Raw genomic sequence first — 26486 nt, 5'->3', positions numbered from 1 at the left:
AACCCGAGGTGGAAGGTGGAGTGGGGTGGGGGTGCATGTCAGCTGACTGCTTTGGTTTGCCAGGTGGGGGTTGGGGGGTGGGGGGCTGGGTTGTGGTGGGGGGTGAGGGGGATTTGGTGGTGTTGGGGGGTGGTGGTGCGGCGGGTGGTTACGCGGATGGTGGCTTGGCGGGTGGTGAGGAGGCCTTCGCCGGTGCCCAGGCCGGTCCAGGCGCTGGATTCGAGCTCGAGGCGGGCTTCGCTGCCGGGCCAGGGGGTGGTGGAGATGAGGACGGCGCCGCGGGTGCGGAGGCGGGCGGCGAGGCGGGCGGCTTCGCCGGGGGTCACTTCGCCGGGTGGGCGGACCACGACGACGGTGAGGGCGTCGACGAGGGCAGCGACGACGCTGAGCCATTCGGGGCCCGGGTCGGGGACCAGGACCAGGCGGTCGAGGTCCACGCCGAGGCCGCGCGCCGCCTCGGCGCCGAAGGTCGGGACGCCGACGACGCCGCACCAGGCGCCTTCGGCAGACGGGCCGGCCATCAGGGCCATCACCAGGGCGGTCGAGCCACGGACGGAGTAGACCGCTCCGGCGCGCAGCGCGGCGCCGCCGAGCAGGCCGGTCACCAGCGGCGAAGTCGGCAGGTCGCGCTCGACGGCTGCCGTGTCGAGCGCCTGCTGCAGGCGCGCCTCGGTCGCCCGCGGGCTGGCCCACCGCGCCGCAGAGCCCCCCGCCCAGCCCGCTGACAGCTCCCGAACACCCAGCAGCGTCCGGCTGCCCTCCGCCCGGCCCTCAGGCTCCCGGCTGCCCGGCTGCGCCGGCGCTTCCCCAGCGGCACCCTGCGACTTCGCCCGGGCCAGGAAGGCCCGAGCCTCGTCCAGCGCCGTGATCCCCGTCATGACCCCATGTTCGAACACCTGTTCGACTGTGTCAATCCGGCCGTCCACAACCCCCCGAACGGCTAAGGTCCAGACCATGAGCACCGCGTACGACGCCGTTGTGTTGCACCACGAGCGGCTGGCCGACTGGCTGGGTGGACGAGCGGAGCAGGAGGCGCTGCAGGCCTTCTACGCCGCGCACCATCCGGAGTTCACGTTGATCACGATCGATGGGGTCAAGCTGGGCCTCGACGAGCTGATGCGCTCGCTGAGCGGCGCGCACAACGCGGTGCCCGGCCTGAAGATCGGGATCGAGCAGTTCGAGGTGCTGGCCACCGCACCGGAGGCGACGGTGTGCAGGTTCCTGGAGCGGCACTCACCGGAGTCGGCGCGCTGGACGACCGCCGTGCTGAGCGCGGACGGGCAGTGGCTGAGTGTCCAGGAGACTCCGGTCCTCTGAGGCACACATAGGGTGGTGGCATGCCGAGGACTATTGCCACCAACACCAAGGTCGACCTCGAAGGACTGCTGGAGTTCATCCGGCCGCGACACCACATGTTGCTGATCACCACACGGGCGGACGGGACGCCGCAGGCGTCGCCGGTTTCGGGTGGGGTCGACGCGGAGGGGCGCATCGTCATCTCGTCGTACCCGGAGCGGGCGAAGAGTACGAACGTCGAGCGCAACCCGCAGACCAGCGTGGTCGTGCTGTCCGACCAGTGGGACGGCGCCTGGGTCCAGGTCGACGGCCAGGGTGAGGTCATCCAGTTGCCGGAGGCCGTCGAGCCGCTCGTCGACTACTACCGGTCCATCTCCGGTGAGCACCCGGACTGGGACGAGTACCGCGAGGCCATGCGCAAGCAGGGCAAGTGCCTGATCCGCATCACGCCGACCCGCTGGAGCCCGCTGGCCACCGGCGGTTTCCCGGCCCACCTGGCGGACTGACCAGCTCGCTGCCCGAAATCGTCAGCGGGCGGTACGGCGTTCCATCGTCTCGGTGATGCGCTTCATGGCGCCCTCGAGGTGGTCGCGCAGGGCCAGCTCGGCGCCGGCCTCGTCGTGGGCGACGCAGGCGTCGAGGATGGCCTGGTGCTCGCGGCGGGTCTGCTCGATGCGGGCCTTCGTCCGGCGCGAGCCGAACCGGTAGCGCTCGCTGTTCTGCCAGACGGGCTCGATCGCGCGCGGCAGCCAGCGGGAGCCGCCGGCACGGTAGATCGCGAAGTGGAACTCGGTGTGCGCCTGCCGGGAGGCGATGTTGTCGCCCAGCTTGGACAGCCGGACATGCTCGGCCAGCGCCGTCCGGGCGGCGTTCGCGTCGGCCTCGGTGAACCGCGTGGCCGCGGCGCGCACAGCCAGCGACTCCAGCGCCAGCCGCGTCTGGTGGGTGTCGCGCAGGTCCTCCACGGACAGCTCGCGCACCCACGCGCCCTTGTGCGGCACGATCTCGACCAGGCCGAGCGCGGCCATTCGCCGCAGGCCCTCGCGGATCGGCATCTGGCTCATGTCGAGTCGTTTGGCGAGCTCCTCGAGCCGCAGCGCCGTCCCGCTGGGCAGCTCACCGGACAGGATGAGCTCGTGCAGCTCGGCGGCGGCCTCCTCCGCGAGAGTACGACGTCCGGTCGGTCCCCCAGGAGTCAGCTCGAGTCGTCGGGTCATCAGGTGCGGGCTGCCTCTCTCCACGCATCAGTTACTGCTTGGGAGGTAACCGTACGGCAGGCCGGGCCGGTTGCGGGCCTTCGCCAACAGATTGCTCAGCGGAAAGTTCAGTCGAGGGCTGTCAGATCGAGCAGGAACCGTGTACTGGAGGCCGATTGCGCCAGCACCTCGTGCACCCGCCCGGCCGGTAGCAGCTCGACCTCCGGCCGCAGCCCGGCCGGTGCGATATCAGCCAAAGCCTGACCGACGTCGCCAGGCGCCAGCGTCGTCCGCTGCAGGTTGACCGGTAGCACTCGCAGGTCGCGGCCGATCAGCTGATGCAGGTCCAGCGTGGTGAACTCACCGGCTTTGTAGCCCAGTACGGCGAGCCGCCCGCCCGGTGTGATGTGTCCGAGCACCCCACTGGTCACCGGCCCACCCAGCGTATCGATCGCAACGTCGCACCACGGCAGCTCACGCCCCACCTGCCCCAGCTCATCCACACGGACAATCTGGTCGACCAGCCCAGCCACGTGGTCCACGGACTCCGAAACCCCGGCCAAACCGACCACCTTCGCCGCACCGGCCGCCCGCGCCGCGATTGCGCACAGCCGGGCAACCAGCCCAGTGATGCCGGTCACCACGACCGTCTGCCCGTCCCGCACCTCACCAACCCGCCGGACGGCGGCATGCGCGGTCAACGCGGGTGTCAGCAACGCCAACGCGGTCGCCGGCTCCATCGACGCCGGTACGACGTGCACAGCGGCATCCGGGACGACGGCGTACCGGCCCCACAACCCGGCCCGTGTCACACCGACGCCTTCACCACGAATCACCACACCGGCACCGGCTTCGGCCACGGAGGAGCTGACCACTACGCCGTACCCCTCGGAGCCCGGGACGAACGGCGCGGCGGGCTGCTTGCCGCCCAGCACCGTCCGGTCCTGCGCGGTGACCGCGCCCAGCCGCATCTCGACCAGCGTCTCCCCCGGGCCGGCGGTCAGCTCGATCGCCTCGGCCGCCAGCTCCGGCCCAGGTCCGTGCCGTCGCAGCACGGTGCCCTCCTGTGACCTCATGTCCCTACCCCGTTCCCCACATTTGATATCTGATCACATCTTGCTCCGACAGGCGCCGCCGTCTCACCCCGCGGTGACCTCCTTGGCCAGCGGCACGGTCAGCTCCCCGGCCGCGAGCGCGCGCTCGGCGGCCACCGCGTCACTGCCCATCGGGAACGGCCAATCGCTCCCGGCCAGCACATGCTCCGCGCCGAACGTCTTGTCGAGCAGCTCACGGACGCCGTCGTCGTGCACGAGATCGTCGACGTAGAAGCTCCGCAACGCCGCAGGCACGGACTGCGACAGCGGAGCGACCCCCGGCCGGGATGTGTCCACACCGCGCTGCCAGCGCCCAGCCACCGCTGCTGTCACCCCGCCCCCATGACACAAACAGAACCGAATCCCCGGGAACCGCCCCGGCACATCCGCGAAGACCAGCGCGGCCGCGGCCAGGCCGGTCTCGTACGGGTTGCCCAAGAGGTTCGACAAGTAGAACGAGCCGAGCCGCTTGTCGTCACTGTGTCCGGGATGAATGAGCGTGAACGCCGCCAGCTCGTGCAGGACCTGCCAGACCGGATCCAGACCCGAGTAGTCCGTCGTGCCGAGCGCGAAACCGCTGAAAACGCCCTCCCGCGCGAGTGCGGCCGCGACCTCCGGCGCCGCCGGGTCATGCAGCGGCAGCTGCCCCAACACGCGCAGCTGCGGAGTCGCCAGCTCGCGAAGCCCTTGGTTGACCAGCTCGGCCCACTCGAGACCGGCGTCGTACCTGAACAGCGCCGGCGGTACGGAAACTACCGCGCCATCCAGCCCCTGGCCGGCGATCCACTGCAGCAGTGCAGCCGGGTCGGCCAGCCGCTTGAGCGGCAGCCGGTGGCCGTCGATCACCAGCGAGCCGCTGTCGACCGACAGGCCGAACTCACCTCGATGCGCCGCCGTCAGCACGGTCGGCGGTATCAGGTGGGTGTGGACGTCCCAGCCGGGCATGTCAGCGCGCGTCTTCGTCGTTGTCGTAGAACGACGGTCGCTCCGGGTAGTGCGGCCCGTCGTACACCTCCAGCAGCACGGAGTCCTCCTCGGCGAGCGTCGGCCCGTGCACGCAGCCCTTCGGGTTCCAGTAGAAGCTGCCCTTGGTCAGCGTGACCCCGGTCGGCACGTACACGTACCGCCCACTCAGACAGAACATGAACTGGTTCGAGGCGTGCTTGTGCTCACTAGGGATGCCGGCGCCCTTCTCGAACCGCACCAGCGCGATCGACGCCTCGGTCTCCGGGTCGCGCCACAACATCTTGTGCGACAGCCCGGCCAAGGACTTCTCGACCCACTCCAGATCGTCCGTCTGCAGCAACAGCTCCCGCAGCGGCTCATCGAAACCGCTCATGGGACCTCCCGGCCAGTGACATGGGTGTAGAGCTCTTCGGCGACTCCGGGCCGCATCGGCACCACCGCAGCCACATGCCCGTCCGGCCGCAGCAGTACGACACTGTCCGCCGGTACGCCGTACCGGTTCGTCGCAACGCTGCCCGGGTCGAACAGGGCCCGGTCCCGCAGCCCGGAGTCGTGCGGCGCGTCCCACCGGGAGATCGCGTAGTGCTGCAGGGCGGGTGACTCGTTCCGCGGGATGTCCGGCCGGCGACGCACATCCGTGAAGTACAGCGCGACGAACGACTCCCGACAGAGGTCGTGGATCGTGACGCGCCCCTCCGGCCCCTGCAGCGACAGGTCCGGAGCACGGTCGCCTGCCCGCACCGCGGGCGGCTCAGCGGTCGTGGCCACCATAGACCAGTCCCCCATACCTTCAACATCCAACCGCACGCCGAGCAGCGTCCGCGTGTACGCCGTCGCCCAGTCACTCGTGTCCGCGGTGACCGCGCCACGCTGGTGGGACATGTACTTGCGGGCCGCTTCGGCCATCTCACCCGAGCCGTTGACAGCCACTGGCCGCTGCTCCTGCTCGTAACCGTCCAGCAGCGCGGGATCGGCCCAGCCGCGAAGCACCCAGGCCAGCCGCCACGGCAGGTTGGAGGCGTCCAGCGCGCCGGTGTTCAGACCCAACGCCCACATCGGAGTGATCAGATGGGCCGCATCACCCATCAGAAAGACCTTGCGATCCCGAGTCCACTCGTCGGCGACCCGGTGATGCACGTTGTAGATCACCGTGCCCAGCAGGTCGATCCGGTCCACCTCGCCGATGAACTGTTTCACCTTCACCAGCAGGTCTTCGTCGCCCGGCTGGTCGGCACCCGGCGCCAGCGGGAACAGGAACCGCCAGTTGTCCGGCTGGCGGATCAGCACCATCCACTCGGTCCGGTCCGCGAAGTAGGCCAGGTACGGGTAGTCGCGGGCGTTGTTGACATCCAGATCGACGGCAACGTCGATCAGCATGTACCGCTCGGGCAGCGTCTCCCCAACCACCTGAACACCGAGCGCATCCCGCACTCTGCTCCGGCCGCCGTCGCAGGCGAGCAGCTGAGACGCCTCCAACGTCTGCGGCCCCTCCGGCGTCTCCAGCTGCAGTACTACCCGATCATCGAGCACCTCGAACGACGTCAGCCGATGGTTCGTCCGGACGGTGTGCCCGGCACGCTCCAGACCGGCGGCCAGGATCGGCTCCATCCGCTGCTGCGGCAGGTTGATGACGAACGGGAACTGCGTGTCGTTGGTCAGCTCGGCCAGCCGCACCGACGCCCGCGGCGTGTTGGTGGCCCGGTCGATGTCCCCGATCTCGTCGATCCGGACCGCCGCCGCGAGGATCTCGTCGACGACGCCGTACCGGTTCCAGATCTCCAGGGTGCGACTCAGCGTCGTACCGGCCTTGGTGTCCGACGACAGCGTCGCGTCCTCCTCGATCAGGACGAACGGGACGCCGTAGTGCGCGAGACCGAGCGCCGTGGTGAGGCCGATCGGCCCGGCGCCCACGACGACAACAGGGAGCTGGTCAGCAGTCACAGGTCACCTTTCGGGAAGGCCCGCTCCCGGGTCAGCATCGAACCGGTCATCGTGGCCGCGTCGGACAGCAGGAACAACAGCGGGCCGACCACGTCGTCCGCCGCGCCGATCCCTATCGTCTCGCGCCAGTACTCGGCGTCCGCACCGGCGTTCGCACTACGGAACTGCTCGGTGTCGATAACCCCCGGCGCGACCACGTTCACCCGCACCCGATGCTCGGCCACCTCGGCCGCCAGCGACTTCCCGAAGGCGACCAGGGCCGCCTTGCTCGCCGCGTACGCCGAAGCGCCCGCGAAGCCCGTCGTCGCCAGCCCCGACGTGAACACCACCACCGACCCGGACCGCTGCGCCACCAACTGCGGGACGACGGCCTGACAGACCCACATCACGCCGTCCAGGTTCACCTGCAGCGTGCGACTCCAAACCGCCGGGTCGAGCTCCACCACCGCAGACCGCGGCTGGACCGCCGCGCCGGCGACCAGCCCATCGATCCGACCGTACTTCTCGACCACTGCGGCAACAGCTGCCACCACAGCCGCCCGGTCCGCCACGTCCACCGGATAGAAGTCGACAGCCGGGTCGGACGGCGCGACGACGTCGAAGACCACCGCCGTACCACCACAAGCGACGTACGCCGCAGCCAGTGCCGCACCGATGCCCTGAGCGCCACCGGTGATGATCACGACCTCACCGGTCGCGTCGAAGCGCACTCTCACGGCGCGTCTTTCTGCTGTGCGGAACCGCCTTCGGCCCGCCGCGTCATGGTTTCGGTGATCCGCTGGAACGCACCGGTCAGATGCTCATGCAGTGCGGACTCCGCACCGGCCGCATCCCGCGCAGCGCACGCGTCGAGGATCGCCTGATGCTCCTTGCGGTTCTGCTCGATCATCGCGTCGGTCTGGCGGCTGCCGAACCGATAGCGCTCGCTGTTCTGCCAGACCGGTTCGATGGCCCTGGGCAACCACTGCGAGCCGCTGGCCCGGTAGATCGCGAAGTGGAAGTCGGCATGCGCGTCCCGCGCACCGGCCAGGTCCTGCGCCTTCGACAACCGCAGGTGGTCGGCCAGCGCCCCCGCAGCCTTCTCGACGTCGGCATCGGTGAACCGCTCCGCGGCCGCCCGAACCGCCAGCGACTCCAGCGCCAGCCGAGTCTCATGGGTATCGCGCAGATCAGCCAGCGACAGGTCGCGCACCCACGCACCGCGATGCGGAATGATCTCGACCAGCCCGAGCGCCTCCAGCCGGCGCAGCCCCTCCCGGACCGGCATCTGGCTCATCTCAAGCCGATTCGCCAGCTCCACGAGCCGCAGCGGCGTACCGCTCGGCAGCTCACCGGACAGGATCAGCTGATGCAGCTCAGCAGCCGCATGCTCAGCCAGCGTCCGCCGCCCACCACGCCCGCCACCCGGCAACAGTTCCAATGGTCCACTCATACCTTCGTCACCCGATTACGCAGTTCGCCGAGTTTGTCGGAGCGCGTGACGACCACGTCGCCGTCCTGCAGGAACACCTGCGGCTCCCGTGCGTTGCCGATCCCGGACGGCGTGCCGGTCAGCAGCAGGTCCCCCGGGCGCAGTGTCATCCCGAACGACAGCTCGCTGATCAGCGTCGCGACGTCGAACGCCATCTGCCGCGTGGACGCGTCCTGCCGGAGCTCGCCGTTCACCAGGCACTGCAGCCGGACGTCCTGCGGGTCGCCCAGCTCGTCGGCCGTGACGATCCACGGCCCCAACGGCATGGTGTCGTCGATGCTCTTACCCTTCAGCCACTGCCCGCCGTGCGCCCGCTGCAGATCGCGCTGCGAGACGTCGTTGGCCAGCAGGTAACCCCAGACGTGGTCCAGCGCCTCGGCGACCGGGATGTTCTTCCCGGTCCGGCCGATCACCAGCGCCACCTCCGCCTCGTAGTCCCACTTCGCCGAGAGCGCCGGATCGAACGTGATGTCGTCGTACGGGCCGATCACCACATCCGGACCCTTGGTGAAGAACGTCGGGTGTTCGGGCGGGTCGACGTCCTGCCCCTCGCGTTTGCCCTTGCTCTCCTCGAAATGGTCCCAGTAGTTCCACCCGGTGCAGAGGATGTCCCGCCGGAACCGCCGCAGCGGCGCCCGCAGCAGCCCTTCGTCATAAGGGATCCGCTCGCCGGTCAGCGATGTCCCGGCCACGATCGCCTCGGTCAGATCCGTTGCCGCCAGCAACTGGATCGCGTCGCCGTCGAGCACGCCGGGCCGCTCCCGGCCGGCGTGCTCCACCATCACGTACCGCATCTCAGGTCCATTCGACGCCACGCATGAGCAACACCCCCAGGTCAGGCGATCACGGCGATCGCGTTGATCTCGATCAGGTAGTCGGGATGCGCGAGTTTGCTCACCTCGACCATCGTCGAGGCAGGTAGCGGCGGCGCGAAGAACTGCGCCCGGACCGCGTGGATCTTCGCGAAGTCCTCCATGTTGCGGACGTACACGTCGACCCGGCAGACATCCGCGAGCGTGCCGCCCGCGGCCTCGACCGCGGCCGCGACGTTCGCACAGACCTGCCTGGTCTGCTCGGTGATGTCGCCGACGCCCGCGATACTCCCGTCCGGACGGCGGGCGGTCATCCCGGAGACGAACACCAGCCGCCCGGTCGCCTCGATCGTGGTCGCCTGGGAGAACACGCCGTTCGGGCTGTGCAGCTCGGTCGTCGACACCTGCGTCTTCGGCATCAGTTCAACACCCCTCCGGCCGGGATGACGGCGCCGACCGCGCGTGCCGCGGCCAGCAGCCCATCCAGGCCCGACCTCTCGATCAGGACGCCGTTGCGTCGTTGCTGGGCCGCGCGTTCGGCCTCGATCTCTCCCGGCAGGTAGAGCCGGTCGACCCCCGGAGCGGTCGCGCTGCCGCGGACGCGCGCCGCCAGGCCGGAGGACCGGCGGCGGAAGCTCTCCGCGCCGCCGAGCAGCTCCGGGTCGATCGCGAGGAACAGGTGCGCGCAGTCGTTCGGCCGGTCCGGCTCCCGGTACAGCGGCCGGACCTGGTCGCCCCAGCCGCCGCCGCTCAGGACGCCGGTGAGGACATCGATCATCAGCGCCAGCCCGAACCCCTTGTGCCCGGCGGCCGGCAGCAGCATGCCGAGCACGGCCTCCTCCGCGTCCGTGGTCGGGGTGCCGGACGAGTCGGTGGCCCAGGTGTCCGGGATCGGCCGCCCGGCCGAGGCCGCGAGCCGGATCTTGCCCAGGGCAACGGCCGACAACGCCATGTCGAGCACGATCTCCGCACCCGCCGTGGTCGGCACCGCGATCGCCAGCGGGTTGTTGCCGACCAGCCGCTCCGCGCCGCCGGGCGCGGGCATCAGCGGCGTCGTGTTGGACATTGCGATACCGATACACCCGGCTAGCGCGGCTTGCATGGCCCAACGGCTGGCCGCGCCGAAGTGATGCGCGTTGCGGACCGAGACGAGCCCGATGCCGTACCGGCCGGCGCGCTCGATCGCATGTCCCATCGCCTGCGGGCTGGTCAGCTGGCCCATCCCGCCGCGGGCGTCGACGACCAGCGCAGCCCCGGCGTCCGAGATCACATCCAGCTCGCGCTCGCGCGTCACGCCGCCGGCGTTCAGCCGGTCGACGTACATCGGCACGAGCATGATGCCGTGCGAGCTGACGCCGCGCAGGTCCGCCTCGACGAGTGCGACCGCGATCCGGGCGGCGTCGTCCGGATCGAAGCCGACGGCGCTGAAGACGGCCGAGACGGTCGCCTCCAGCCAGGCCGGCCGGACCAGGACGCGCCGATCGGCGTCCGACGCCTGGGCGGTCACCGGTTCTCCTCGGCCCACGGCACCAGCAGGTGCTCGAGCCAGACCAGGCCGTAGAACAAGACGATGCTCATCAGGCTGAGCAGCGTGATGCCGGCGAAGGCCAGCGAGGTGTCGGCGCTCGCGCCGGACTGGGTGATCACGTACCCCAGCCCCTCGGTGGCGCCGACGAACTCGGCGATCACCGAGCCGATCACGGCCAGCGAGATCGCGACCTTCAGCCCGGTGAAGATCTGCGGCAGCGCGAATCGCAGCCGCAGCTTGAAGAACTCCTGCGTCCGGCTCGCGTTCAGCGAACGCATCAGCTCGACCAGCTCGGCCGGCGTCGACTTCATCCCCTGCGCGGTCGAGATGACCACGGGGAAGAAGCAGACCAGCAGCACCATCAGCACCTTGGGGCCCTGGCCGAAGCCGAACCAGATCACCAGCAGCGGCGCGACCGCGATCTTCGGGATCGAGTTCAGCATCAGCAGCAACGGGTAGACCAGCCGCTCCAGCAGCACCGACCGCACGATCAGCAGCGCGATCGGGACGCCGACCACGATCGACAGCAAGAACCCCTCGACCGTCTCCAGGAACGACACCCACAGCTGTTCCAGCAGGTAGGCCGGCTGCTCGAAGAAGGTCAGCGTGACGTCCTTCGGGGTCGGCAGCAGGTACTCCGGGATCGAGAACGCGATCACGGCCAGCCACCACAGGGCGATCGCCCCGATCAGACCGATCACCGGCAGCACGACCGCGGCCACCGGCGAATGCGCGACCCAGGACCGCTTCGCCGTCACCGCGACCGCACCTTGTCGGTCGGCCGCACGTCGTCCGGCGCGGTCTTCTCGGCGAGCAGGCCGTGCAGACGGCCGCTGATCCGGGCGACATCCTCGAGGTGCGCGTTCGGGCCGAGGGTGCGCGGCCGCGGGATGTCGATCTCGACGATCTCGCGCATCCGGCCCGGCCGCGGCGTCAGGACGACGGCCCGGTCGGCCAGCACGACGGCCTCCTCGATCGAGTGCGTGACGAAGACGATCGTGGTCGACAGCTCCATCTTGATCCGCTGCAGCTCCTCGGACAGCTCCGTCCGGGTGAGCGCGTCGAGCGCGGAGAACGGCTCGTCCATCAGCATCACCTGCGGGCTGCGGATCAGCGAGCGGCACAACGACACCCGCTGCTGCATCCCGCCGGACAGCTCATGCGGCAGCCGGCGTTCGAACCCCTGCAGCCCGACCATCTCGAGCAGGGTGTGCGCGAGATCCCGGTACGTCGTCCGGTCGCGCGCCTGCCGATCGAGCTCGACCGGCAGCAACACGTTCGACAGCACCGAGCGCCACGGCAGCAGGGCCGGGCGCTGGAACATGAACGAGACGTCGGCGCGCGGCCCGGTGACGGGCTCGCCCGCCACCTCGACCGTGCCGGACGTCGGCGGCAGCAGCCCCGCGATCAGCCGGAGCAGGGTGGACTTGCCACACCCGGACCGGCCGATCAGCGTGACGAACTCACCGGCGTGGACGTGTAGGTCGATCTTCTCCAGGGCCGTGATGCGGCCCTCGCGTCCGTCGAAGACCTGCCCTACGCCGTCCAGCCGGATCATCTGTTCCCTAGCTCTTCGGCGCCAGGCCGACAGTGACGACGTCGGCCGGCTTGAGCGTGCCCGGAGTGAGCGTGTCGGCCTCGGCAAGGGTGTCGAGGACCTTCTGCACGCGCTCCTCGTCGACGGCGCCGATCGTGTCGCCGGAGGTCGGCTGCACGTACGGCTTCATCAGCTCGAGCTCCTTGGTGGCGACGGCGACATCCGTCGTCGGCACGTACTTCTTCAGCGTCTCCGCCGCGGCGGCCGGGTCGGCGATGGTGTCCTGCAGGCCCTTGAGCAGCGCGGTGGTGAACTTCTTCACCTGGTCCGGGTGGTCCTTGGCGACATCGGACCGGGTCAGGATCGCGTTGCCGTAGAGCTGCGGCAGCTTCTCGCCGTACGGCAGCACGACCGCCTTGCGGCCCTGCCCGTCGGCCTTCTCGACCAGCGGCACGCCGACCACGAACTGGCCGATCGCGTCCACCTTCTTGGTCGACAGCACGGCCGGCAGGTTCTGCGGCGGCGACGGGATGAAGGTGACCTTCTTCTCGTCGATGCCGACGGCCTTGGCGTAGACCGGGAACATCACCTGGTTGGTGGAGCCCGGCTGGTCGCCGACACTCTTGTCCATCAGGTCCTCGGGTTTGGTGATGCCGTAGCCCTGCAAGGACACGATCGCCGCCATCGACCGCTGCTGGATCATCCCGACCGTGGTCACCGGCAGCTTCTGCTTGCCCAGGGTGATCGCGATCGCGGTGAAGTCGCCGATGCCGTAGTCGGCCTGCCCGCCGGCCACCTGCTTCATCACCTCGACGGTGCCGTTGCCCTTCGTGATCGTGACGTCGAACCCGGCGTCCTTGAAGTAGCCCTTCTCCAGCGCGACGTACGCGTAGGCCTCGCGACCGAACTGGCCGAAGGAGGTCAGGTAGTTGACCTTCTGCAAGTCCGAGCCGGAGCTCTTGTCGTCCCCGCTGCCACACGCGCTGACCAGGGCGAGCCCCAGGACCGCCGTCAGCGCGACGGCGGAACGCCTCAACCTCATATCGACCTCTCTCATCCGATATTTGATCAAACATCAAATATGGAAGGGTGGTCAATCGGCAGGCGGGGACTTCACAGTGACTTTACCCGCACTGCGCGTTTCCCACAGGTCCTGCCGGTGCCACCCGTCCTGGAGCCGTTCCCCTAGACCTGCCCGTACCGGACCGGCCTCCCGCCCCGACCACAGACCGTACCCGCCCGGACGACGGATCGCGACGCCACCGAGGGCCGGATCGCGGCGGCGCTGGTCAAATTTGCGTAAACCCTCAACTTCTTGTGACGCCGAGCACCTTCCCGGGCAGGGTTCCCTCCGGCGAGGGAGGTCCGGACCCCTGGGGTTTGACACCATGAGGGGGTGCTGAACGCCTTCGCGTCCCTGGGCCGGGCGTCGACGTACCTGCGCTGGGTCTATCTGCTGATCGGCGCGGCGCTGGTGCTGGCGTTCCTGATGGTGGGCGGCGCGCTCAGCTCGCTCGCCACCGAGCTGCAGCTGCCGGCCGCCCTGCGCACGGCGGCCGTGGTGCTGCTGATGGCCGGCCCGCCGCTCGTCCTCGGCCTGCTGCCGGCGGTCCGCGAGGTCGAGGGCATCGCGGTCTCGTCGCTGCTCGGCGTCGTGTTCGAGGAGCGGCCGCTGGGCCCGGCGCGGAGCTGGGCGCAGCGCCGCCGGACGGCGTTCTGGTTCGCCCTGCACCTGGTCGCGGGCGGTCTGGTCGGCGTCCTCAGCACGGTCGTCTTCGGCGCCGGGCCGGTGTTGCTCGCGGCCCCGTTCCGCGCGACCGGCCGGCACGAGATCGTCCCCGGAGTCGAGTACGACGTCACCGGCAGCTGGAAAGACGCCTGGATGCCGCTCGGCGTGCTGGCCGCGCTCGCGGCGCTGTTCTTGATCTCGGCCGGCGTCGGCGCGCTGCTCGCCCACCTGGCGCCGCGCATCCTCGGCCCCTCCCCCAGCGAGCGCCTCGAACTACTCGAACGCCGGACGGCGACCCTTGCCGAGCGCAACCGATTGGCCCGCGAACTGCACGACAGCGTCGGCCACGCGCTCAGCCTGGTGACGATCCAGGCCGCCGCGGCGCGCCGGGTGCTGGCCAGCGACCCGGAGTTCGCCGAGACCGCGCTCGGCGCGATCGAGACCTCGGCCCGGGCCGCGCTCGCCGACCTGGACCATGTCCTCGGGCTGCTCCGCGACGACCGCCGTCCAGGCTCGGGGACCGCGCCGCAGGCCACCCTCGAGGAGCTGGACCGGCTCGTCGAGGCCAGCCGCGCGGGCGGCATCACGATCACCGTCGAGCGGTCCGGCGAGCTGGAGCTGCTGCCCGCGGCCGTCTCCCGGGAGGCCTATCGGATCCTCCAGGAGGGGCTCACGAACGCGATCCGGCACTCGGGTCGCGCCCACGACGAGCTCAGCGTCGGCCTCGCAATCCGGCTGGACCACTCCGGTCTCCGACTGACCGTGACCAACCCCGTCAGCGGGGCGTCGGAGCACCCCGGCGGCGGCCGCGGCCTGGCCGGCATCCGGGAAAGAGTCGCCGTACTGCGGGGCACGGTCGCAGTCGGCCGCACCGACGCCGGCTGGCAGCTTGCCGTGACGCTGCCGGTCGCCATGACGACGAAGAACGAGGGAGTGACATGACGCTGTCCGTGGTCGTGGTCGACGACGAGCCGCTGATCCGCAGTGGTCTACGCGCGATCATCAACGCCGAGCCGGATCTCGAGGTCGTCGGCGAGGCGAGCGACGGCGCCGAGGTGCTGCCGGTGGTCCGGCGGACCGGGGCGGACGTCGTCCTGATGGACGTGCGGATGCCCGCGGTCGACGGCATCCAGGCGACCCGCCTGCTGCTCGACAGCCTGGACCCGGCGCCGCGCGTGCTCGTCGTGACCACCTTCGAGAACGACGACTACGTGTACGACGCGCTCCGGGCGGGCGCCTCCGGCTTCCTGCTGAAGCGGACGCCGCCGGACGACATCATTGCCGCGATCCGCACAGTCGCCGGGAGCGAGTCGCTGCTGTTCCCGGAGGCGATCCGGGCGCTCGCACTGGCGCACGCCGGCGCCCAGCCGGCCCAGCCCGGCGGGCTCGACGCCTACCAGCTGACCGAACGCGAGCAGGAGGTGCTGCGGCTGATGGCGCGCGGCCTGTCGAACGCCGAGATCGCGGCCGAGCTCGTTCTCGGTCTGCAGACGGTCAAGACCCATGTCGCGAACGTGCTCGCCAAACTCGGCGCCCGCGATCGCACCCAGGCCGTCATCAAGGCCTACGAATCAGGTTTCGTGCCGCTGCACTGATCAGGTGGTCGCGGGGTCGACACGCTCGTCGGCCAGCACACAGGCGTTGTGCAGCGGGTCGACCGCGTCGGCCTTGAGCGCGACGCGCTGCAGTAACCGGCGGAAGCTCTCCCGCTCGGCGTCGTCCAGGCTGCCGAGCACTTCGTCCTCGGTGGCGGACAACCGGCGCTCCAGATCGCAGAGCGTCTCGCGGCCTTGCGGCGTCGGCACGATCAGCCGCGCCCGCCGGTCGGCCGGATCGGGCTGCCGCTGGACCAATCCCGCCTTCTCCAGGTCGTCGAGCAGGTAGGTCATGACGGTCCGGTCGACGCCGAGCTGAGCGGCCAGATCGAGCTGGCGTTTCGGGCCCTCGGCATTCGTCGTCGCGAGCACCTGATAGCCGCGCGGGCCGCCGGGCACATCGGCGAGCGCCTCCCCCGAGGCCTTCGCATACCGCCGGAAGACGACGCCGAGCGCCCACCCCAGGTCGGACTCGACCGGGGCGCCGCTGGCCACCCGCGGCGACATACCGCGGGTCCGCTGAGCCTCGACATCGGGCGAAGTACTGGTCACCCGACCAGTCTACGTGGTCTACACCACGCGGAATACGATCTGACTTGAATATGTTCTGTTTTACAGACTATCTTGATGGAAGTTCATCTGAGCTGCCACTTAAGCCCTTCGAGGAGAGTACGAACATGACGACCTTGCTGCGTGTCGACGCCAGCATCCGGCTGCACGGATCGGTGAGCCGCGCCCTCGCGGACAGCGCCGAAGCGGCCTGGCGGGCCGAGCACCCGAACGGCGTGGTGGTCCGCCGCGACCTCGGCCGCGACCCGCTGCCCGCGACCGCCTGGCCCGCCCTGGCCAAGGCCCAGGTCGGCGAGGAGCCGGCCACCGCCGCCGAGCGCGACCTGCTGACCGAGTCCCGCGCGCTGGCCACCGAGCTGAGCGAGGAGCTGAAGAACGCCGACGCCGTCCTGCTCGCGGTCCCGCTCTACAACTACGGCATCGCCCAGCACGTGAAGGCGTGGATCGACCTGCTGCTGCTCGACCCGGCGTACCTGCGCGGGCCGAACCCGCTGGAGGGCCGCCCGGTCATCCTCACACTGGCCCGCGGCGGCGGCTACCAGCCCGGGACGCCGAAACACGGCTGGGACCACGCGACCGGCTACCTGGAGCGGATCTTCGGCGACGTCTTCGGGATGCAGGTCCGGATCGCGGCCGCCGAGCTCACCCTGGCCCCGGTCACCCCGGGGATGGAAGAGCTGATCGACCTGTCCAAGGTCTCCGAGACCGAGGCGCTGACCGCCGCCGAGGAGCACGCGATCGTGGTCGCGAAGGAGCTGGTCGGCAAGGCCGCCTGACCACCGCCGTCGACGCGATGCCGTGCTAGCCGGCGTTGCGTCGCCAGGTGGTGAGCGTGACCGAGAGGGTCGCGAGCATCGGGTCCGGGAGGACGGCGATGCGATTGGCCAGCTCGCCGGGTGCGATGTGCCGAGCGCTCGGCGTCATCAGCACCAACTGCTCCACCGCGGTGTGATCGAGCCGCATCGGCTCTTCGATCACCGTGCGTCCGGTTTCGGTGAAGGTCCCGGCGAGCGCTTCCTGGAGGCGGCGCTCCTTCTCCTCGTCGACCGACACCATGCCGAGGACGCCGACCAGCTCGGCCAGATGGGCCTGATTCGGGGTGACCACCAGCAGGACGCCGTCCGGGCTCAGGATCCGGGCCATTTCGGCGGCGTTGCGGGGTGCGAACACGTTCAGCACCAGGCCGGCCGCGCCGTCCAGGACCGGTAGTTGCTGCCAGGCGTCGCAGACGACCGAGCCGATCCGCGAGTTCACCTTGGCCGCGCGACGAGCGGCGTACCGGGAGACGTCGAGGGCCAAGCCGCGGCGGCTGCTGCCAGGGCCTACGACGCCGGCCAGATAGTAGCCCGTGCCGGCGCCGACCTCGACGACCAGTTTATCGCCGTCCGGCCGGAGGCTGCTCGCGCTCTGCAGGATCAGCGCGTCCCGGATCGGGGCGTAGTGGCCGCCGCCGAGGAAGACCGTCCGGGCGCCGATCTGGGCGGCGGTGTCGCCCTCGATCCCTTTCGATGCCGAGGGCAACAGGTTGAGGTACCCCTGTTTGGCCAGGTCGTACGCGTGCGCCTGGGCGCAGCGCGCCGTCCGGCCGGTCAGCGCGAGCGGCTCCGCGCAGACGGGACAGCGCAGTACGGCGACCAGGTCGGGATCCACCGCCCTATTGTCGTCAGACGATGTCGCGGCTGGTGATCCGGGCCCAGGCGGCGGCGTAGAACACGGTCAGGTAGCCCGCCTGGAGCAGCAGGTTCTTCCCGATCGCGCCCCAGTACGGCGGGTCGCGGAGCAGGTCGGCGAACGACGTCCAGCGGAACATCAGCAGCCAGGGGTGGATCACGTCGATCTGCGGGATCGCGGTCAGGATGCCGAGCACGATGAAGGTGCCGAAGGTGGCGGCCATCGCGGCCAGCGGCGTCGAGGTCAGCGACGAGACGAACAGGCCGATCCCGGCCAGGCCGAGCAGCGACAGCGCGATCACCACCGCGATCCCGAGCGCCCGGAGCAGCCCCTCGCCGAGCGGGATCGTCGTCCCGGACAGCAGCAGGACGTCGCCGACCGGGAACAGCGCGAACCCGACGATCAGCCCGGAGAGCCAGATCGTCAGCGTCGCGGCCAGGCAGAACACGATCAGTGCAACCATCTTCGCGGCGAGCAGCCGGGACCGCCCGGCGGGCGCGGTGAGCAGATTCCGCAGGGTTCCGAGGCTGGACTCACCGGCCAGCGACTCCCCCGCGATCACGGTCACCGCGGTCGGCAGGAAGAACGGCAGCGACAGCCCGAGGCTGGCCACGATCAGGAACAGCCCGTTCCCCGCGACCTGGCCGATGAAGCCTTCACCGCCGCCCTCGGAGCCGGACAGTTTGATCGCGATCCCGATCAGCAGCGGAACGCCGGCCAGGACGGCGAGCAGCACCCACGTCCGGGCGCGGCCGAAGACGAGCTGCAGCTCGGAGCGGAACAGGGCCAGCGGGTATCTTCCGGGCCGGGCGGCCGGCGCGACCGGCTCGGCGACGGCACTACTGGGCGACATCGAAACCCTCCCCGGTGAGCGCGACGAAGGTCTCTTCGAGGCTGGGCCGCTCCAGGCCGAAACCATGGATGCGGACGTCGGCCGCGACCAGCGCCGCGGCGAACTTCTCGATCGGCAGCTCGACGGCGTCGCCCTCGACGGTTTCGTCGGTCGTCTTGAGGTCGGTGACGCCGAGACTCTTCAGCGTCTCGGCCGCGATGCCGAGATCCGGCGTCCGGACGACGAGCCGCGGCCGCAGCTCGGCGCGCAGCTCGGCCACCGACGACTGCCGGATCAGTTTGCCCCGGCTCATCACCGCGGCATGGGTGCAGACCTGCTCGACCTCGGCCAGCAGATGGGTCGACGTGAAGATCGTCGTCCCGTCGCCGGCCAGATCCTGAATCAGGTGCCGGACCTCGCGGGTGCCCTGCGGGTCGAGCCCGTTGGTCGGCTCGTCGAGCACCAGCAGTTCACGGCGCTGCATCAGCGCGACCGCGATCGCCAGCCGCTGCCGCATGCCCAGCGAGTACGCGCGCACCTTCTTACCGGCCGCGTTCGACAACCCGACTCGCTCCAGCGCCTCCCCCGCACGCGCCTTCCGCGTGCGCGGATCCGCCGTACTGTCGGCCGCATCGAACCGCAGCAGGTTCGCCTGCCCACTCCAGAACGGGTAGAACGCCGGCCCCTCCACCAGCGCGCCCACCCGCGGCAGAACTCGCAGCTGCGCCTTCGGCATCGGCTCGCCGAGCAACTGCACCTCACCCGCCGTCGGCGCAATCAACCCCAGCAACATCCGGATCGTGGTCGTCTTCCCGGACCCATTAGGCCCGAGAAACCCGAACACACTCCCCGCCGGCACTTCCAGGTCCACCGAGTCGACAGCCACCTGCCCACCCCGGAACCGCTTGGTCAGCCCCCGCGTGACGAGCGGACTGCCCGCGGCCGGCTGCTGTTGGGTTTGTGTCACCTCAGCGGGGCGCCTTCGCTGCGGCGTCCTGCAGGGTCTGCGGGGTGACGAGACCGGCGAAGACGCGGCCGTCGTCGGTGAGGAGGACGTTGACCATCTTGCTGGTGACGATCTTGCCCTTGCCCCAGGAGCCCTGGACCTGCTGGGCGCCGGCCAGCAGCTGGTCGAGCGGGCCGTTGGCGCCGGTGAGTTCGGCGCCGCGGACGAGGACGACGGCGGACCAGCCCTCGCCGATCACGGTCGGCTCGTTACCCGCCTTGAGGTTGGGCTTGCCGGGGACCGCTTTCGGGTCGATCGGCTTGGCCGGGCGGTCGGGGCGGGTGGTCGGGGTCTTCGGCTCGGTGACCTTGACGCCCTTGGGCGGGGTGAAGGCGAAGGTGCTCGCGGCGGGGACGTCGAACGAGACCTGGCTGAAGCCGACCTGGACGGCCGGGTCCTTCCCGGTGCGCGGCAGGACAGTCACCTGCAGCGGCACCCAGGTCTTCGAGTCGACCGCCAGCGTCACGGAACCGACCGTCGTCTGGTCGGCGCGCGGGATCAGCCGCAGCTTGTAGGCGTCGCGCCCGGCGACCTTCTCCGTCCCGCTGACGTCGACCTTCGTACTCGGGTCGATCGCATCCAGGAACTGCTTGGCCACCGACTGCGGGTCATACGACTTCGGCGTCCCGGCGGCGGGTTTGCCGGGCTGGTGCGCCGGGAGGTTCAGCTTGACCGCCTCGCGCTCGGCGGAGTCGTAGGCCCAGGCGGACTTGCCGTCCATCGTCCAGACCCGCTCAGCCATCGTGTCGAGCACCGAGACGCGCGCCTTGTCGGGCGCGGCGAACGCGACCCGCGCGGTGTGCTTACCGCTGAGCAGCTCGGTGACGGCGCCACTCGGCGAATCGCTGCCGCCGGCGACCCCGGGCAGCGCGGGCAGACCGAGATCCGCCGACGACTGGACCGTGCCGCTCAGGCCGTCGACCTTCGCGGTCTGCACCTTGGCCAGCAGCTCCTGCGCGGAGATCCCCGGCAGCTTCGGCGAGGCATCCGCGACCACCGGCCCCAGCGTCCCCACTCCGGCGACCACTGCCACTGCCGCGACCGGAACCAACCACCGTCGACTGCGCTGCGTTGCACCCATGCTGTCAAGCCTCGCACCACCGGCAGCCCCAGCCAAGGGCCCTCAGGGTGAGTTCACCCGAAAGAGTGAGTACGGCGTACGACCGTGGTCGTACGCCGTACTTCGGATCAGCGGCTCTGGAGGGCGTCCAGGGCGACCGTCATGGCGGCGGCGACGCGGAAGTCGAGGCGCTGGTCCTGGACGGAGACGCGGTAGCGGTCCCGGATCGACATCTTGCGCTCGACCGACAGGATCGGCCGGCCGTCGGCGCGGTCGGTGAAGTCGAAGTGGAAGATGAACGGCAGCGGGATCTCGCCGATGAACGGGACGAAGTCCCAGACCCGGCGCAGGATCGCGATCCCGGCGCTGCGCTCGGTGCCCGCGGCGTCCAGGCCGTTGCCGCTGAGCAGCCAGCTGGACCGCAGCAGGCTCTTGCCGAACTCCTTCTTGAACCAGCCGATCGGCTGACCGGCGGCGTCGAACACGTCGTACCCCGCGCCCAGGTCGATCCGCTTGCGCGCCTTGAACGAGAAGACCACCTGCGTCTTCGCGTCGTCGGTGTAGAACGTGACCTCTTCCTTGAAGGCCATCCGCTTCTGCTGCGCGAACGCCAGCAGCTGCCCGTCCGACCCGTCCGGGTTGGTCGCGATCAGCTCGTACTTGTTGGCCATCAACGTGATCCGCTGCTTCATCGAGAACGCGGGCACGTACATGGATCCCCCACCGGGTGACTCAGTCATGCGGAGGAGTCTGGCATCTCCCCCGGCTCATCCCGCCACTCGGCTCCACAAGCCGCCGCCCCGACCCGCAGCCCGCGCGCCACTCCGGCCGCCGCGACCGACTCCTCGACCACCCGGACGGCGATCCGCCCGGCGCCCTGCAACACGAGGTCGCGGACCAGCTCGACGCCGACCTCCACCCCGTCCGCCTCCGACGACACCGGCCGCCACAGCACACCGAAGTCCGCCGCGGGCCGTTCGCCCAGCTGCACCACCAGCACGTCGGGATCATCCAGGTAGTCGGCTGGGTTTCCACCGACGATCACCCGAACGGTCTGCTCGCTCCGCAGCGCCTCTGCGGTCGCCGCCGCGGCTTCGGCGTCCGCCACGATCGACGTCGGCTCAGCCCCGGGCAGGCCGCGGTTTCCCCATGACTCCTGATGGACCGCCCACGCCAGCGGTCTGCGCATCGCCCAGCCGCTCTGCACGAGCTCGGGCGCTTCGGGGAACTCCTCCACCGGCCCGACACACAGATAGCCGACCAGCTCGACATGGGCCGGCAGGCCCAGCACGGCCGCCACCTCACCCGGCTCGAAGAACGAGACCCAGCCGACGCCCAGGCCCTCGGCGCGCGCCGCCAGCCAAAGATTCTGGACGGCGATCGCCGCAGAGAACCACACCGTCCGCGGATCCGCGTGCCGCCCCAGCACATGCCGCCCGCCGCGCCCCGGATCGCAGGTCACCGCCACATTCAGCGCCGACTCCAGAATCGCCTCGACCTTCAACCCGTCGAACCGCTCCCGCCGCCCCGCCGGCAGCGACCGCGCAAACGCGTCCCGCTGCGCCGCCGCCAGATCCCGCACCTTCCGCCGCGTGGCCACGTCGCGGACCACCAGAAAGTCCCAAGGCTGACTCAACCCCACACTCGGCGCCCGATGCGCGGCCCCCAGCACCCGCTCCAACACGTCATCCGCCACCGGCAAATCCACAAACCCCCGCCGAACATCCCGCCGCTCCCCCAGCACCCGATGCACCACCGCCCGCTCCCCCGGCGAGTAAGCCGGCGCAGCGCCCAATTGCCCGACCGCTACCGTCGCACCCGCGGACATCCGTTTGGTGACGATCAGCTCGGCGCCGGTGGTCAGTACAGCGGCTTCGGCGACGCTCGGCGTACCGGCGAGGCGCTCGACGACTGTGCTCGGGGTGGGGGCGTTCTGCTTGCTGAGTTCGGATTTGGGGACGGTTTGGAGTTCGGCGTTCAGGGTGGCCGCGAGACGCTGGACGGCGGGCTCTTGGTGGCGGCCTTCCACGGTGATGAGGATGCGGACTCGACCGCCGCCGGCTTCGGCGACCGCAGCCGAGACGAGATCGCGCAGTTCGCGGTACGACGTCCCGGAGCGCAGGCCGACGCCGACGACCAGGTTCACTTCTCGAGCCCGGCGTGGACGCGAGCGGCCGCGACGAGACGGGCGGGGACGTCGGGGCTCGCCGTCCAGTGCAGGTGCAGGTACGACGCGTGGACGCGCGGGCGGGCGACGCCCTCGGTGCCGGCCGGCAGGTACCAGGCCGGGTCGACGGCGTCGTCGAGGGTGACCGCCGTCCGGTGGAACTCGTGGCCGCGGACCCGGCGGCCCTCGTCGAAGAAGGCTGTCGTGGTGGCGGCGATCGCCGTCCGGTAGCCGAGCGTCAGACTGCCCGTCATCCGCGCGGCCGCCGGGAGGACGCCGGTCATCGGGTGCCCGTCGAGCTCGCGGCACAGGTACAGCAGCCCGGCGCACTCGGCGATCACCGGCAGCCCGGCCGCGATCTCGCTCGCGACCTGCCGCCGCAGCGGCTCGTTCGCCGACAACGCCTCCGCATGCAGCTCAGGGAAACCGCCGCCGAGACACAGCGCTGAAGTTGCCTCAGGCAACGGATCGCGCAGCGGGTCGAACCGGACGACGTCCGCGCCGGCCGCGGTCAGCAGCTCGGTCGTCTCGGTGTAGTGGAACGAGAACACCGGCCCGCCCGCCACCGCGACCACCGGCCGCCCCTCCTCGGCCGGAGTCACCTCGGCATCCGCGTCCCACGCCGTCGTCACCAGCTCACCCGCACCGCGGGCCGCCGCGACGAACGCCTCCAGATCAACCCCCTGCCGGACCAGCTCCGCGGCCGCATCCACCGCCAGCTCGGCCTGCTCGCGCTGCTCGTCGGCCGGCACCAACCCGAGATGCCGGCTCGGCACCGTCACCCGCGTGTCCCGCCGCAGAACGCCGAGCACCGGCACGCCCGTCGGCGCGACCCCCGCACGCACCTCGGCCTCATGCCGATCCGACCCGACCTTGTTCAGGATGACGCCGACGATCCGCACTTCGGTGTCAAAGGCAACGAACCCCTGGACGACGGCGCCCACACTCCGCCCGGCCGCCGCCGCGTCGACCACCAGCACCACCGGCGCCCGCAGCAGCTTCGCCACATGCGCCGTCGACGAGAACCCCTCCGTCCCGAGCGCGCCGTCGTACAGCCCCATCACGCCCTCGACCACCGCGACATCCGCGCCCTGAGCCCCATGCGCGAACAGCGGCGCCACCCGCTCCTCGCCACTCAGCATCGCGTCCAGATTCCGCCCCGGCCGCCCCGTCGCGACTGCGTGGAACCCCGGGTCGATGTAGTCCGGCCCCACCTTGAACCCGGCCACCACATGCCCGGCCCGCCGCAGCGCAGCCATCAATCCGACCGCGACCGTCGTCTTCCCAGCCCCCGACGACGGCGCCGCCACCACAACCCGCGGAATCACCACTCGATACCCTTCTGGCCTTTCTGGCCGGCGTCCATGGGGTGCTTGAGTTTGGTCATCTCGGTGGCGAGGTCGGCGGCCTCGAGGAGGGCGGGGTGGGCGTTGCGGCCGGTGATGACGACGTACTGGTGGCCGGGGCGGTTGACGAGGGTCTCGACCACCTCGTCGACGTCGATCCAGCCCCATTTCATCGGGTAGGTGAACTCGTCGAGGACGTACAGGTCGTGGGTCTCGGCGGCGAGCCGGCGCTGGATCTCCCGCCAGCCCTCGAGCGCGTCGGCGGCGTGGTCCTCCTCGGTGCCGGCCTTCCGCGACCAGCTCCAGCCCTCGCCCATCTTGTGCCACTCGACCGAACCGCCCTGACCGGTCGTCTCGTGCAGTTTGCCGAGCGCCTTGAAGGCCTCTTCCTCGCCGACCTTCCACTTCGCGCTCTTCACGAACTGGAAGACCCCGAGATTCCAGCCCTGGTTCCAGCCGCGCAGCGCCATCCCGAAGGCGGCCGTCGACTTTCCCTTCATCTCGCCGGTGTGCACCATCAGCAACGGCCGGTTCCGCCGCTGGCGCGTGGTCAGGCCGTCCTGCGGCACCACGCTCGGCTGTCCCTTCGGCATCAGGCCGCCCGTTCCGTCACCGCGCGCACGAGGTTGCCCGCGGCAACTTCCCCGAGGTCGAGGTATTCCGCGCCGAGATCGGCCGCGAGCTCACCGGCCAGCCCGAGCCGCACCCCGCGCCGCGGCTCACAGTCGACCACCACGGTCGCGATCCCGCGCTGCGCCAGCCATGCCGCCGCCTGCCGTGCCTTCGCGAACGCGTTCTCCCCGTGCGTCGCCCGGCCGTCGGTCACCAGCACGAGCAGCGGACGCCGCCGCGGGTCGCGGATCGCCGCGATCCGCAGTACGTCGGCAGCCCGCAGCAAACCCTCGGCCAGCGGCGTCCGGCCACCGGTCGGCAACGACTCCAACCGGCGTACGGCGGTCTCCACACTCCCGGTCGGCGGCAGCGCGACCGTCGCCTCCGCGCCGGCGAACGTGACCAAGCCGACCGTGTCACGCCGCTGGTACGCGTCGAGCAGCAGCGAGACGATCGCCGTCTTCACCTCGCCCATCCGCTTCTTCGTCCCCATGGAGCCGGAGGCATCCACGGAGAACAGCACCAGGTTCCCCTCGCGACCCTCCCGCACAGCGAGCCGCACGTCTGTCGGTCGCACGGTGAGCCCCGCACCCGACCGCCCGCGCGCATGCTGGTGCGGAGCGGCGGATCTGATCGTCGCCAGCAGATGCGGCCGCCCCGACTCACGCCCCACCCGAGCCCGGTCACCCACGACCCGACCGACCTCGGTAATAGCCCGCGACCGCCGCCCGGCAACACCCGCGCCCGCAGCCTGCACGCTCAGCAGCCGCGCCTTGTAAGGCTCAGAACTGCCGACAACCTCACCCGCAGGCGCCGGACCGGGCCGTACCTGCTCTTGACTGCTCTGTTCGTCCTGTGATGCTTCTGGTCCGTCAGCCGGCGGCGGGGTGTCGGGGGTGTCACCACCGCCGGGCCCGCCGCCGTCGGGGTCGTCGTCCGGCTCCTCGGGCGGGGTGCTGTTCTGGATGGCTTGTTCGAGCTGGTCCTCGTCCATGCCGGGGGCGTCGAAGGGGTTGCGGCGACGACGGTGCGGCAGCGCGAGTTTGGCGGCGGCGCGGACGTCGTCCACCTCGACGACCGTGCGTCCGGACCAGGCCGCGTGGGCGACCGCCGTCCGCGCGGTGACCAGGTCGGCGCGCATGCCGTCGACGTCGAACGAGGCGCAGATCTCGGCGATCTGCCGCAGCGCGGAGTCGGTCAGGATGACCTCGCCCAGCAGGTCGCGCGCCTTGACGATCCGCTCGGCGAGCTCGCGCTGCGGGCCGTCGTACCGGCTCACGAACGCCGCCGGGCCGGCCTCGTACGCGAGCCGCGCGCGCATCACCTCGACGCGGACGGCCGGATCCCGGCTGGCGACCACGTCGACGGTCAGCCCGAACCGGTCGAGCAGCTGCGGCCGCAGCTCACCCTCCTCCGGGTTCATCGTGCCGACCAGGACGAAGCGCGCCGGGTGCGTCACCGACACCCCGTCGCGCTCGACGGTCGCTCGGCCCATCGCGGCGGCGTCCAGCAGCACGTCGACCAGGTGGTCGTGCAGCAGGTTGACCTCGTCGACGTACAAGAGCCCACGGTGCGCGGCCGCCAGGAGACCCGGCTCGTACGCCGTGACGCCCTCGGCCAGCGCCTTCTCCAGGTGCAGCGACCCGAGCACGCGGTCCTCGGTCGCACCGACCGGCAGCTCCACCAGCCGCGCGGGGCGACTGGCCGCCTCCGGCGCGGCGTGCGGCCCATCCGGACAGTCGGCGGCCGGCTGCGCCGGGTCACACGAGAAGCGGCAGCCCGGGACGACGTCGACCGGCGGCAGGATCTCGGTCAGCGCGCGGACGGCGGTCGACTTCGCCGTCCCCTTCTCGCCGCGGATCAGCACCCCGCCGATCGCCGGGGAGATCGTGGCCAGGATCAGCGCGAGCTGGAGGTCTTCCATCCCGACCACGGCGGTGAACGGAAAACCGGTCGGGGGTGGCGCAGGCCGCATCGGCGTCCCTTCGTCAGCGGGTGTCCACGCCCGCTTCGGCAGCTGGTACGCCGCACCGCGGCGGACAGAACGTGAAGTTCCT

General features: G+C 70.6%; 29 protein-coding genes. 5 read left to right on the top strand and 24 right to left on the bottom strand.

Annotation, left to right across the window (positions count from 1 at the left end; translation table 11 throughout):
* Nucleotides 1-38 precede the first annotated feature (38 nt).
* Nucleotides 39-878, bottom strand: a complete 840-nt coding sequence (locus tag HPO96_RS39385; protein ID WP_272954786.1) for a hypothetical protein — start codon at nucleotides 876-878, stop codon at nucleotides 39-41.
* Between the two features lie 76 nt (nucleotides 879-954).
* Here HPO96_RS39385 and HPO96_RS35760 point away from each other — a divergent pair, with 76 nt between their 5' ends.
* Nucleotides 955-1317, top strand: coding sequence for a hypothetical protein (locus HPO96_RS35760; RefSeq protein WP_171678908.1), 363 nt, complete (start codon nucleotides 955-957; stop codon nucleotides 1315-1317).
* Between the two features lie 20 nt (nucleotides 1318-1337).
* Nucleotides 1338-1802, top strand: a complete 465-nt coding sequence (locus tag HPO96_RS35755) for a PPOX class F420-dependent oxidoreductase (RefSeq protein WP_171678907.1) — start codon at nucleotides 1338-1340, stop codon at nucleotides 1800-1802.
* Nucleotides 1803-1823: 21 nt separating this feature from the next.
* On the opposite strand, the gene HPO96_RS35750 is transcribed toward HPO96_RS35755, so the two are convergent.
* The 13 genes from HPO96_RS35750 to HPO96_RS35690 all read right to left on the bottom strand — a co-directional run bounded on the left by HPO96_RS35750 (nucleotide 1824) and on the right by HPO96_RS35690 (nucleotide 12883).
* Nucleotides 1824-2513 carry a GntR family transcriptional regulator gene (locus tag HPO96_RS35750; protein WP_171678906.1) on the bottom strand — a complete coding sequence of 230 codons (690 nt, stop codon included), beginning with the start codon at nucleotides 2511-2513 and terminating at the stop codon, nucleotides 1824-1826.
* Between the two features lie 107 nt (nucleotides 2514-2620).
* Nucleotides 2621-3568 (bottom strand): quinone oxidoreductase family protein, encoded by a 948-nt coding sequence (locus tag HPO96_RS35745; RefSeq protein ID WP_171678905.1) that lies wholly within the window; start codon nucleotides 3566-3568, stop codon nucleotides 2621-2623.
* Between the two features lie 63 nt (nucleotides 3569-3631).
* Nucleotides 3632-4531, bottom strand: a complete 900-nt coding sequence (locus HPO96_RS35740) for an amidohydrolase family protein (protein WP_171678904.1) — start codon at nucleotides 4529-4531, stop codon at nucleotides 3632-3634.
* Between the two features lies 1 nt (nucleotide 4532).
* On the bottom strand, nucleotides 4533-4925 hold the full coding sequence (locus HPO96_RS35735) for a cupin domain-containing protein (protein ID WP_171678903.1): 393 nt from the start codon (nucleotides 4923-4925) through the stop codon (nucleotides 4533-4535).
* A complete protein-coding gene (locus HPO96_RS35730) occupies nucleotides 4922-6493 on the bottom strand; it encodes an FAD-dependent monooxygenase (RefSeq protein WP_171678902.1) in 1572 nt (523 codons plus the stop codon). The genes HPO96_RS35735 and HPO96_RS35730 overlap by 4 nt, the downstream gene beginning before the upstream one ends.
* The gene (locus tag HPO96_RS35725) at nucleotides 6490-7209 is read right to left on the bottom strand and encodes an SDR family NAD(P)-dependent oxidoreductase (RefSeq protein WP_171678901.1); all 720 of its coding nucleotides are present in this window, start codon (nucleotides 7207-7209) and stop codon (nucleotides 6490-6492) included. The genes HPO96_RS35730 and HPO96_RS35725 overlap by 4 nt, the downstream gene beginning before the upstream one ends.
* On the bottom strand, nucleotides 7206-7925 hold the full coding sequence (locus HPO96_RS35720) for a GntR family transcriptional regulator (RefSeq protein ID WP_171678900.1): 720 nt from the start codon (nucleotides 7923-7925) through the stop codon (nucleotides 7206-7208). Before HPO96_RS35720 ends, HPO96_RS35725 begins: the two co-directional genes overlap by 4 nt.
* Complete coding sequence (locus HPO96_RS35715) at nucleotides 7922-8758, bottom strand: fumarylacetoacetate hydrolase family protein (RefSeq protein ID WP_171678899.1); 837 nt, start codon at nucleotides 8756-8758, stop codon at nucleotides 7922-7924. The genes HPO96_RS35720 and HPO96_RS35715 overlap by 4 nt, the downstream gene beginning before the upstream one ends.
* Nucleotides 8759-8799: 41 nt before the next feature.
* Nucleotides 8800-9195: a RidA family protein gene (locus HPO96_RS35710; RefSeq protein ID WP_171678898.1), complete on the bottom strand. Its 396-nt coding sequence runs from the start codon at nucleotides 9193-9195 to the stop codon at nucleotides 8800-8802.
* A complete protein-coding gene (locus HPO96_RS35705; RefSeq protein WP_171678897.1) occupies nucleotides 9195-10283 on the bottom strand; it encodes an Ldh family oxidoreductase in 1089 nt (362 codons plus the stop codon). Before HPO96_RS35705 ends, HPO96_RS35710 begins: the two co-directional genes overlap by 1 nt.
* Nucleotides 10280-11062: an ABC transporter permease subunit gene (locus tag HPO96_RS35700; protein ID WP_171678896.1), complete on the bottom strand. Its 783-nt coding sequence runs from the start codon at nucleotides 11060-11062 to the stop codon at nucleotides 10280-10282. Before HPO96_RS35700 ends, HPO96_RS35705 begins: the two co-directional genes overlap by 4 nt.
* Nucleotides 11059-11862 (bottom strand): ABC transporter ATP-binding protein, encoded by an 804-nt coding sequence (locus HPO96_RS35695; protein WP_171678895.1) that lies wholly within the window; start codon nucleotides 11860-11862, stop codon nucleotides 11059-11061. The genes HPO96_RS35700 and HPO96_RS35695 overlap by 4 nt, the downstream gene beginning before the upstream one ends.
* A gap of 7 nt (nucleotides 11863-11869) precedes the next feature.
* Nucleotides 11870-12883, bottom strand: a complete 1014-nt coding sequence (locus HPO96_RS35690) for an ABC transporter substrate-binding protein (protein ID WP_171678894.1) — start codon at nucleotides 12881-12883, stop codon at nucleotides 11870-11872.
* 354 nt (nucleotides 12884-13237) lie between these two features.
* Between HPO96_RS35690 and HPO96_RS35685 the strand changes: the two genes are divergently transcribed.
* Entirely contained in the window at nucleotides 13238-14512 is a 1275-nt protein-coding gene (locus tag HPO96_RS35685; protein ID WP_337796943.1) for a sensor histidine kinase, read from the top strand.
* The gene (locus HPO96_RS35680) at nucleotides 14509-15165 is read left to right on the top strand and encodes a response regulator transcription factor (protein WP_171678893.1); all 657 of its coding nucleotides are present in this window, start codon (nucleotides 14509-14511) and stop codon (nucleotides 15163-15165) included. The genes HPO96_RS35685 and HPO96_RS35680 overlap by 4 nt, the downstream gene beginning before the upstream one ends.
* Here HPO96_RS35680 and HPO96_RS35675 read toward each other — a convergent pair whose 3' ends face one another.
* A complete protein-coding gene (locus HPO96_RS35675; RefSeq protein WP_337796942.1) occupies nucleotides 15166-15717 on the bottom strand; it encodes a MarR family winged helix-turn-helix transcriptional regulator in 552 nt (183 codons plus the stop codon). It lies immediately after the preceding gene.
* Between the two features lie 125 nt (nucleotides 15718-15842).
* Here HPO96_RS35675 and HPO96_RS35670 point away from each other — a divergent pair, with 125 nt between their 5' ends.
* Complete coding sequence (locus HPO96_RS35670) at nucleotides 15843-16511, top strand: FMN-dependent NADH-azoreductase (RefSeq protein ID WP_171678892.1); 669 nt, start codon at nucleotides 15843-15845, stop codon at nucleotides 16509-16511.
* A gap of 25 nt (nucleotides 16512-16536) precedes the next feature.
* On the opposite strand, the gene HPO96_RS35665 is transcribed toward HPO96_RS35670, so the two are convergent.
* The 9 genes from HPO96_RS35665 to HPO96_RS35625 all read right to left on the bottom strand — a co-directional run bounded on the left by HPO96_RS35665 (nucleotide 16537) and on the right by HPO96_RS35625 (nucleotide 26404).
* Nucleotides 16537-17385: a putative RNA methyltransferase gene (locus tag HPO96_RS35665; protein WP_171678891.1), complete on the bottom strand. Its 849-nt coding sequence runs from the start codon at nucleotides 17383-17385 to the stop codon at nucleotides 16537-16539.
* Between the two features lie 13 nt (nucleotides 17386-17398).
* Complete coding sequence (locus HPO96_RS35660) at nucleotides 17399-18259, bottom strand: ABC transporter permease (protein WP_171678890.1); 861 nt, start codon at nucleotides 18257-18259, stop codon at nucleotides 17399-17401.
* Complete coding sequence (locus HPO96_RS35655) at nucleotides 18246-19205, bottom strand: ATP-binding cassette domain-containing protein (RefSeq protein ID WP_171678889.1); 960 nt, start codon at nucleotides 19203-19205, stop codon at nucleotides 18246-18248. Before HPO96_RS35655 ends, HPO96_RS35660 begins: the two co-directional genes overlap by 14 nt.
* Before the next feature lies 1 nt (nucleotide 19206).
* Nucleotides 19207-20325 carry a LolA family protein gene (locus HPO96_RS35650; protein ID WP_202886827.1) on the bottom strand — a complete coding sequence of 373 codons (1119 nt, stop codon included), beginning with the start codon at nucleotides 20323-20325 and terminating at the stop codon, nucleotides 19207-19209.
* Between the two features lie 107 nt (nucleotides 20326-20432).
* Nucleotides 20433-21044 carry an LURP-one-related family protein gene (locus HPO96_RS35645; RefSeq protein ID WP_238355879.1) on the bottom strand — a complete coding sequence of 204 codons (612 nt, stop codon included), beginning with the start codon at nucleotides 21042-21044 and terminating at the stop codon, nucleotides 20433-20435.
* On the bottom strand, nucleotides 21041-22450 hold the full coding sequence (bluB, locus tag HPO96_RS35640) for a 5,6-dimethylbenzimidazole synthase (RefSeq protein ID WP_171678888.1): 1410 nt from the start codon (nucleotides 22448-22450) through the stop codon (nucleotides 21041-21043). Before bluB ends, HPO96_RS35645 begins: the two co-directional genes overlap by 4 nt.
* Nucleotides 22447-23802, bottom strand: coding sequence for a cobyrinic acid a,c-diamide synthase CobB (locus HPO96_RS35635; protein WP_337796941.1), 1356 nt, complete (start codon nucleotides 23800-23802; stop codon nucleotides 22447-22449). The genes bluB and HPO96_RS35635 overlap by 4 nt, the downstream gene beginning before the upstream one ends.
* On the bottom strand, nucleotides 23796-24410 hold the full coding sequence (gene cobO, locus HPO96_RS38765) for a cob(I)yrinic acid a,c-diamide adenosyltransferase (protein WP_171678887.1): 615 nt from the start codon (nucleotides 24408-24410) through the stop codon (nucleotides 23796-23798). The genes HPO96_RS35635 and cobO overlap by 7 nt, the downstream gene beginning before the upstream one ends.
* Nucleotides 24410-26404 carry a putative cobaltochelatase gene (locus HPO96_RS35625; RefSeq protein WP_171678886.1) on the bottom strand — a complete coding sequence of 665 codons (1995 nt, stop codon included), beginning with the start codon at nucleotides 26402-26404 and terminating at the stop codon, nucleotides 24410-24412. The genes cobO and HPO96_RS35625 overlap by 1 nt, the downstream gene beginning before the upstream one ends.
* Nucleotides 26405-26486 lie beyond the last annotated feature (82 nt).

This window comes from Kribbella sandramycini (assembly GCF_013131805.1).
GTDB lineage: Bacteria > Actinomycetota > Actinomycetes > Propionibacteriales > Kribbellaceae > Kribbella > Kribbella sandramycini.
The sequence above is the reverse complement of the archived record's forward strand: the minus strand, read 5'-3'. Positions and strand labels throughout refer to the sequence as shown.

What these genes read in the sequence shown, in the direction of transcription:
- HPO96_RS35660 (WP_171678890.1), bottom strand. Translation starts at nt 18,259, where the DNA reads ATGTCGCCCAGTAGTGCCGTCGCCGAGCCGGTCGCGCCGGCCGCCCGG.
- HPO96_RS35720 (WP_171678900.1), bottom strand. Translation starts at nt 7,925, where the DNA reads ATGAGTGGACCATTGGAACTGTTGCCGGGTGGCGGGCGTGGTGGGCGG.
- HPO96_RS35625 (WP_171678886.1), bottom strand. Translation starts at nt 26,404, where the DNA reads ATGCGGCCTGCGCCACCCCCGACCGGTTTTCCGTTCACCGCCGTGGTC.
- HPO96_RS39385 (WP_272954786.1), bottom strand. Translation starts at nt 878, where the DNA reads ATGACGGGGATCACGGCGCTGGACGAGGCTCGGGCCTTCCTGGCCCGG.
- HPO96_RS35690 (WP_171678894.1), bottom strand. Translation starts at nt 12,883, where the DNA reads ATGAGGTTGAGGCGTTCCGCCGTCGCGCTGACGGCGGTCCTGGGGCTC.
- HPO96_RS35740 (WP_171678904.1), bottom strand. Translation starts at nt 4,531, where the DNA reads ATGCCCGGCTGGGACGTCCACACCCACCTGATACCGCCGACCGTGCTG.
- cobO (WP_171678887.1), bottom strand. Translation starts at nt 24,410, where the DNA reads ATGCCGAAGGGACAGCCGAGCGTGGTGCCGCAGGACGGCCTGACCACG.
- HPO96_RS35760 (WP_171678908.1), top strand. Translation starts at nt 955, where the DNA reads ATGAGCACCGCGTACGACGCCGTTGTGTTGCACCACGAGCGGCTGGCC.
- HPO96_RS35745 (WP_171678905.1), bottom strand. Translation starts at nt 3,568, where the DNA reads ATGAGGTCACAGGAGGGCACCGTGCTGCGACGGCACGGACCTGGGCCG.
- HPO96_RS35695 (WP_171678895.1), bottom strand. Translation starts at nt 11,862, where the DNA reads ATGATCCGGCTGGACGGCGTAGGGCAGGTCTTCGACGGACGCGAGGGC.
- HPO96_RS35650 (WP_202886827.1), bottom strand. Translation starts at nt 20,325, where the DNA reads ATGGGTGCAACGCAGCGCAGTCGACGGTGGTTGGTTCCGGTCGCGGCA.
- HPO96_RS35755 (WP_171678907.1), top strand. Translation starts at nt 1,338, where the DNA reads ATGCCGAGGACTATTGCCACCAACACCAAGGTCGACCTCGAAGGACTG.
- HPO96_RS35710 (WP_171678898.1), bottom strand. Translation starts at nt 9,195, where the DNA reads ATGCCGAAGACGCAGGTGTCGACGACCGAGCTGCACAGCCCGAACGGC.
- HPO96_RS35680 (WP_171678893.1), top strand. Translation starts at nt 14,509, where the DNA reads ATGACGCTGTCCGTGGTCGTGGTCGACGACGAGCCGCTGATCCGCAGT.
- HPO96_RS35645 (WP_238355879.1), bottom strand. Translation starts at nt 21,044, where the DNA reads ATGACTGAGTCACCCGGTGGGGGATCCATGTACGTGCCCGCGTTCTCG.
- HPO96_RS35735 (WP_171678903.1), bottom strand. Translation starts at nt 4,925, where the DNA reads ATGAGCGGTTTCGATGAGCCGCTGCGGGAGCTGTTGCTGCAGACGGAC.
- HPO96_RS35750 (WP_171678906.1), bottom strand. Translation starts at nt 2,513, where the DNA reads ATGACCCGACGACTCGAGCTGACTCCTGGGGGACCGACCGGACGTCGT.
- HPO96_RS35670 (WP_171678892.1), top strand. Translation starts at nt 15,843, where the DNA reads ATGACGACCTTGCTGCGTGTCGACGCCAGCATCCGGCTGCACGGATCG.
- HPO96_RS35715 (WP_171678899.1), bottom strand. Translation starts at nt 8,758, where the DNA reads ATGCGGTACGTGATGGTGGAGCACGCCGGCCGGGAGCGGCCCGGCGTG.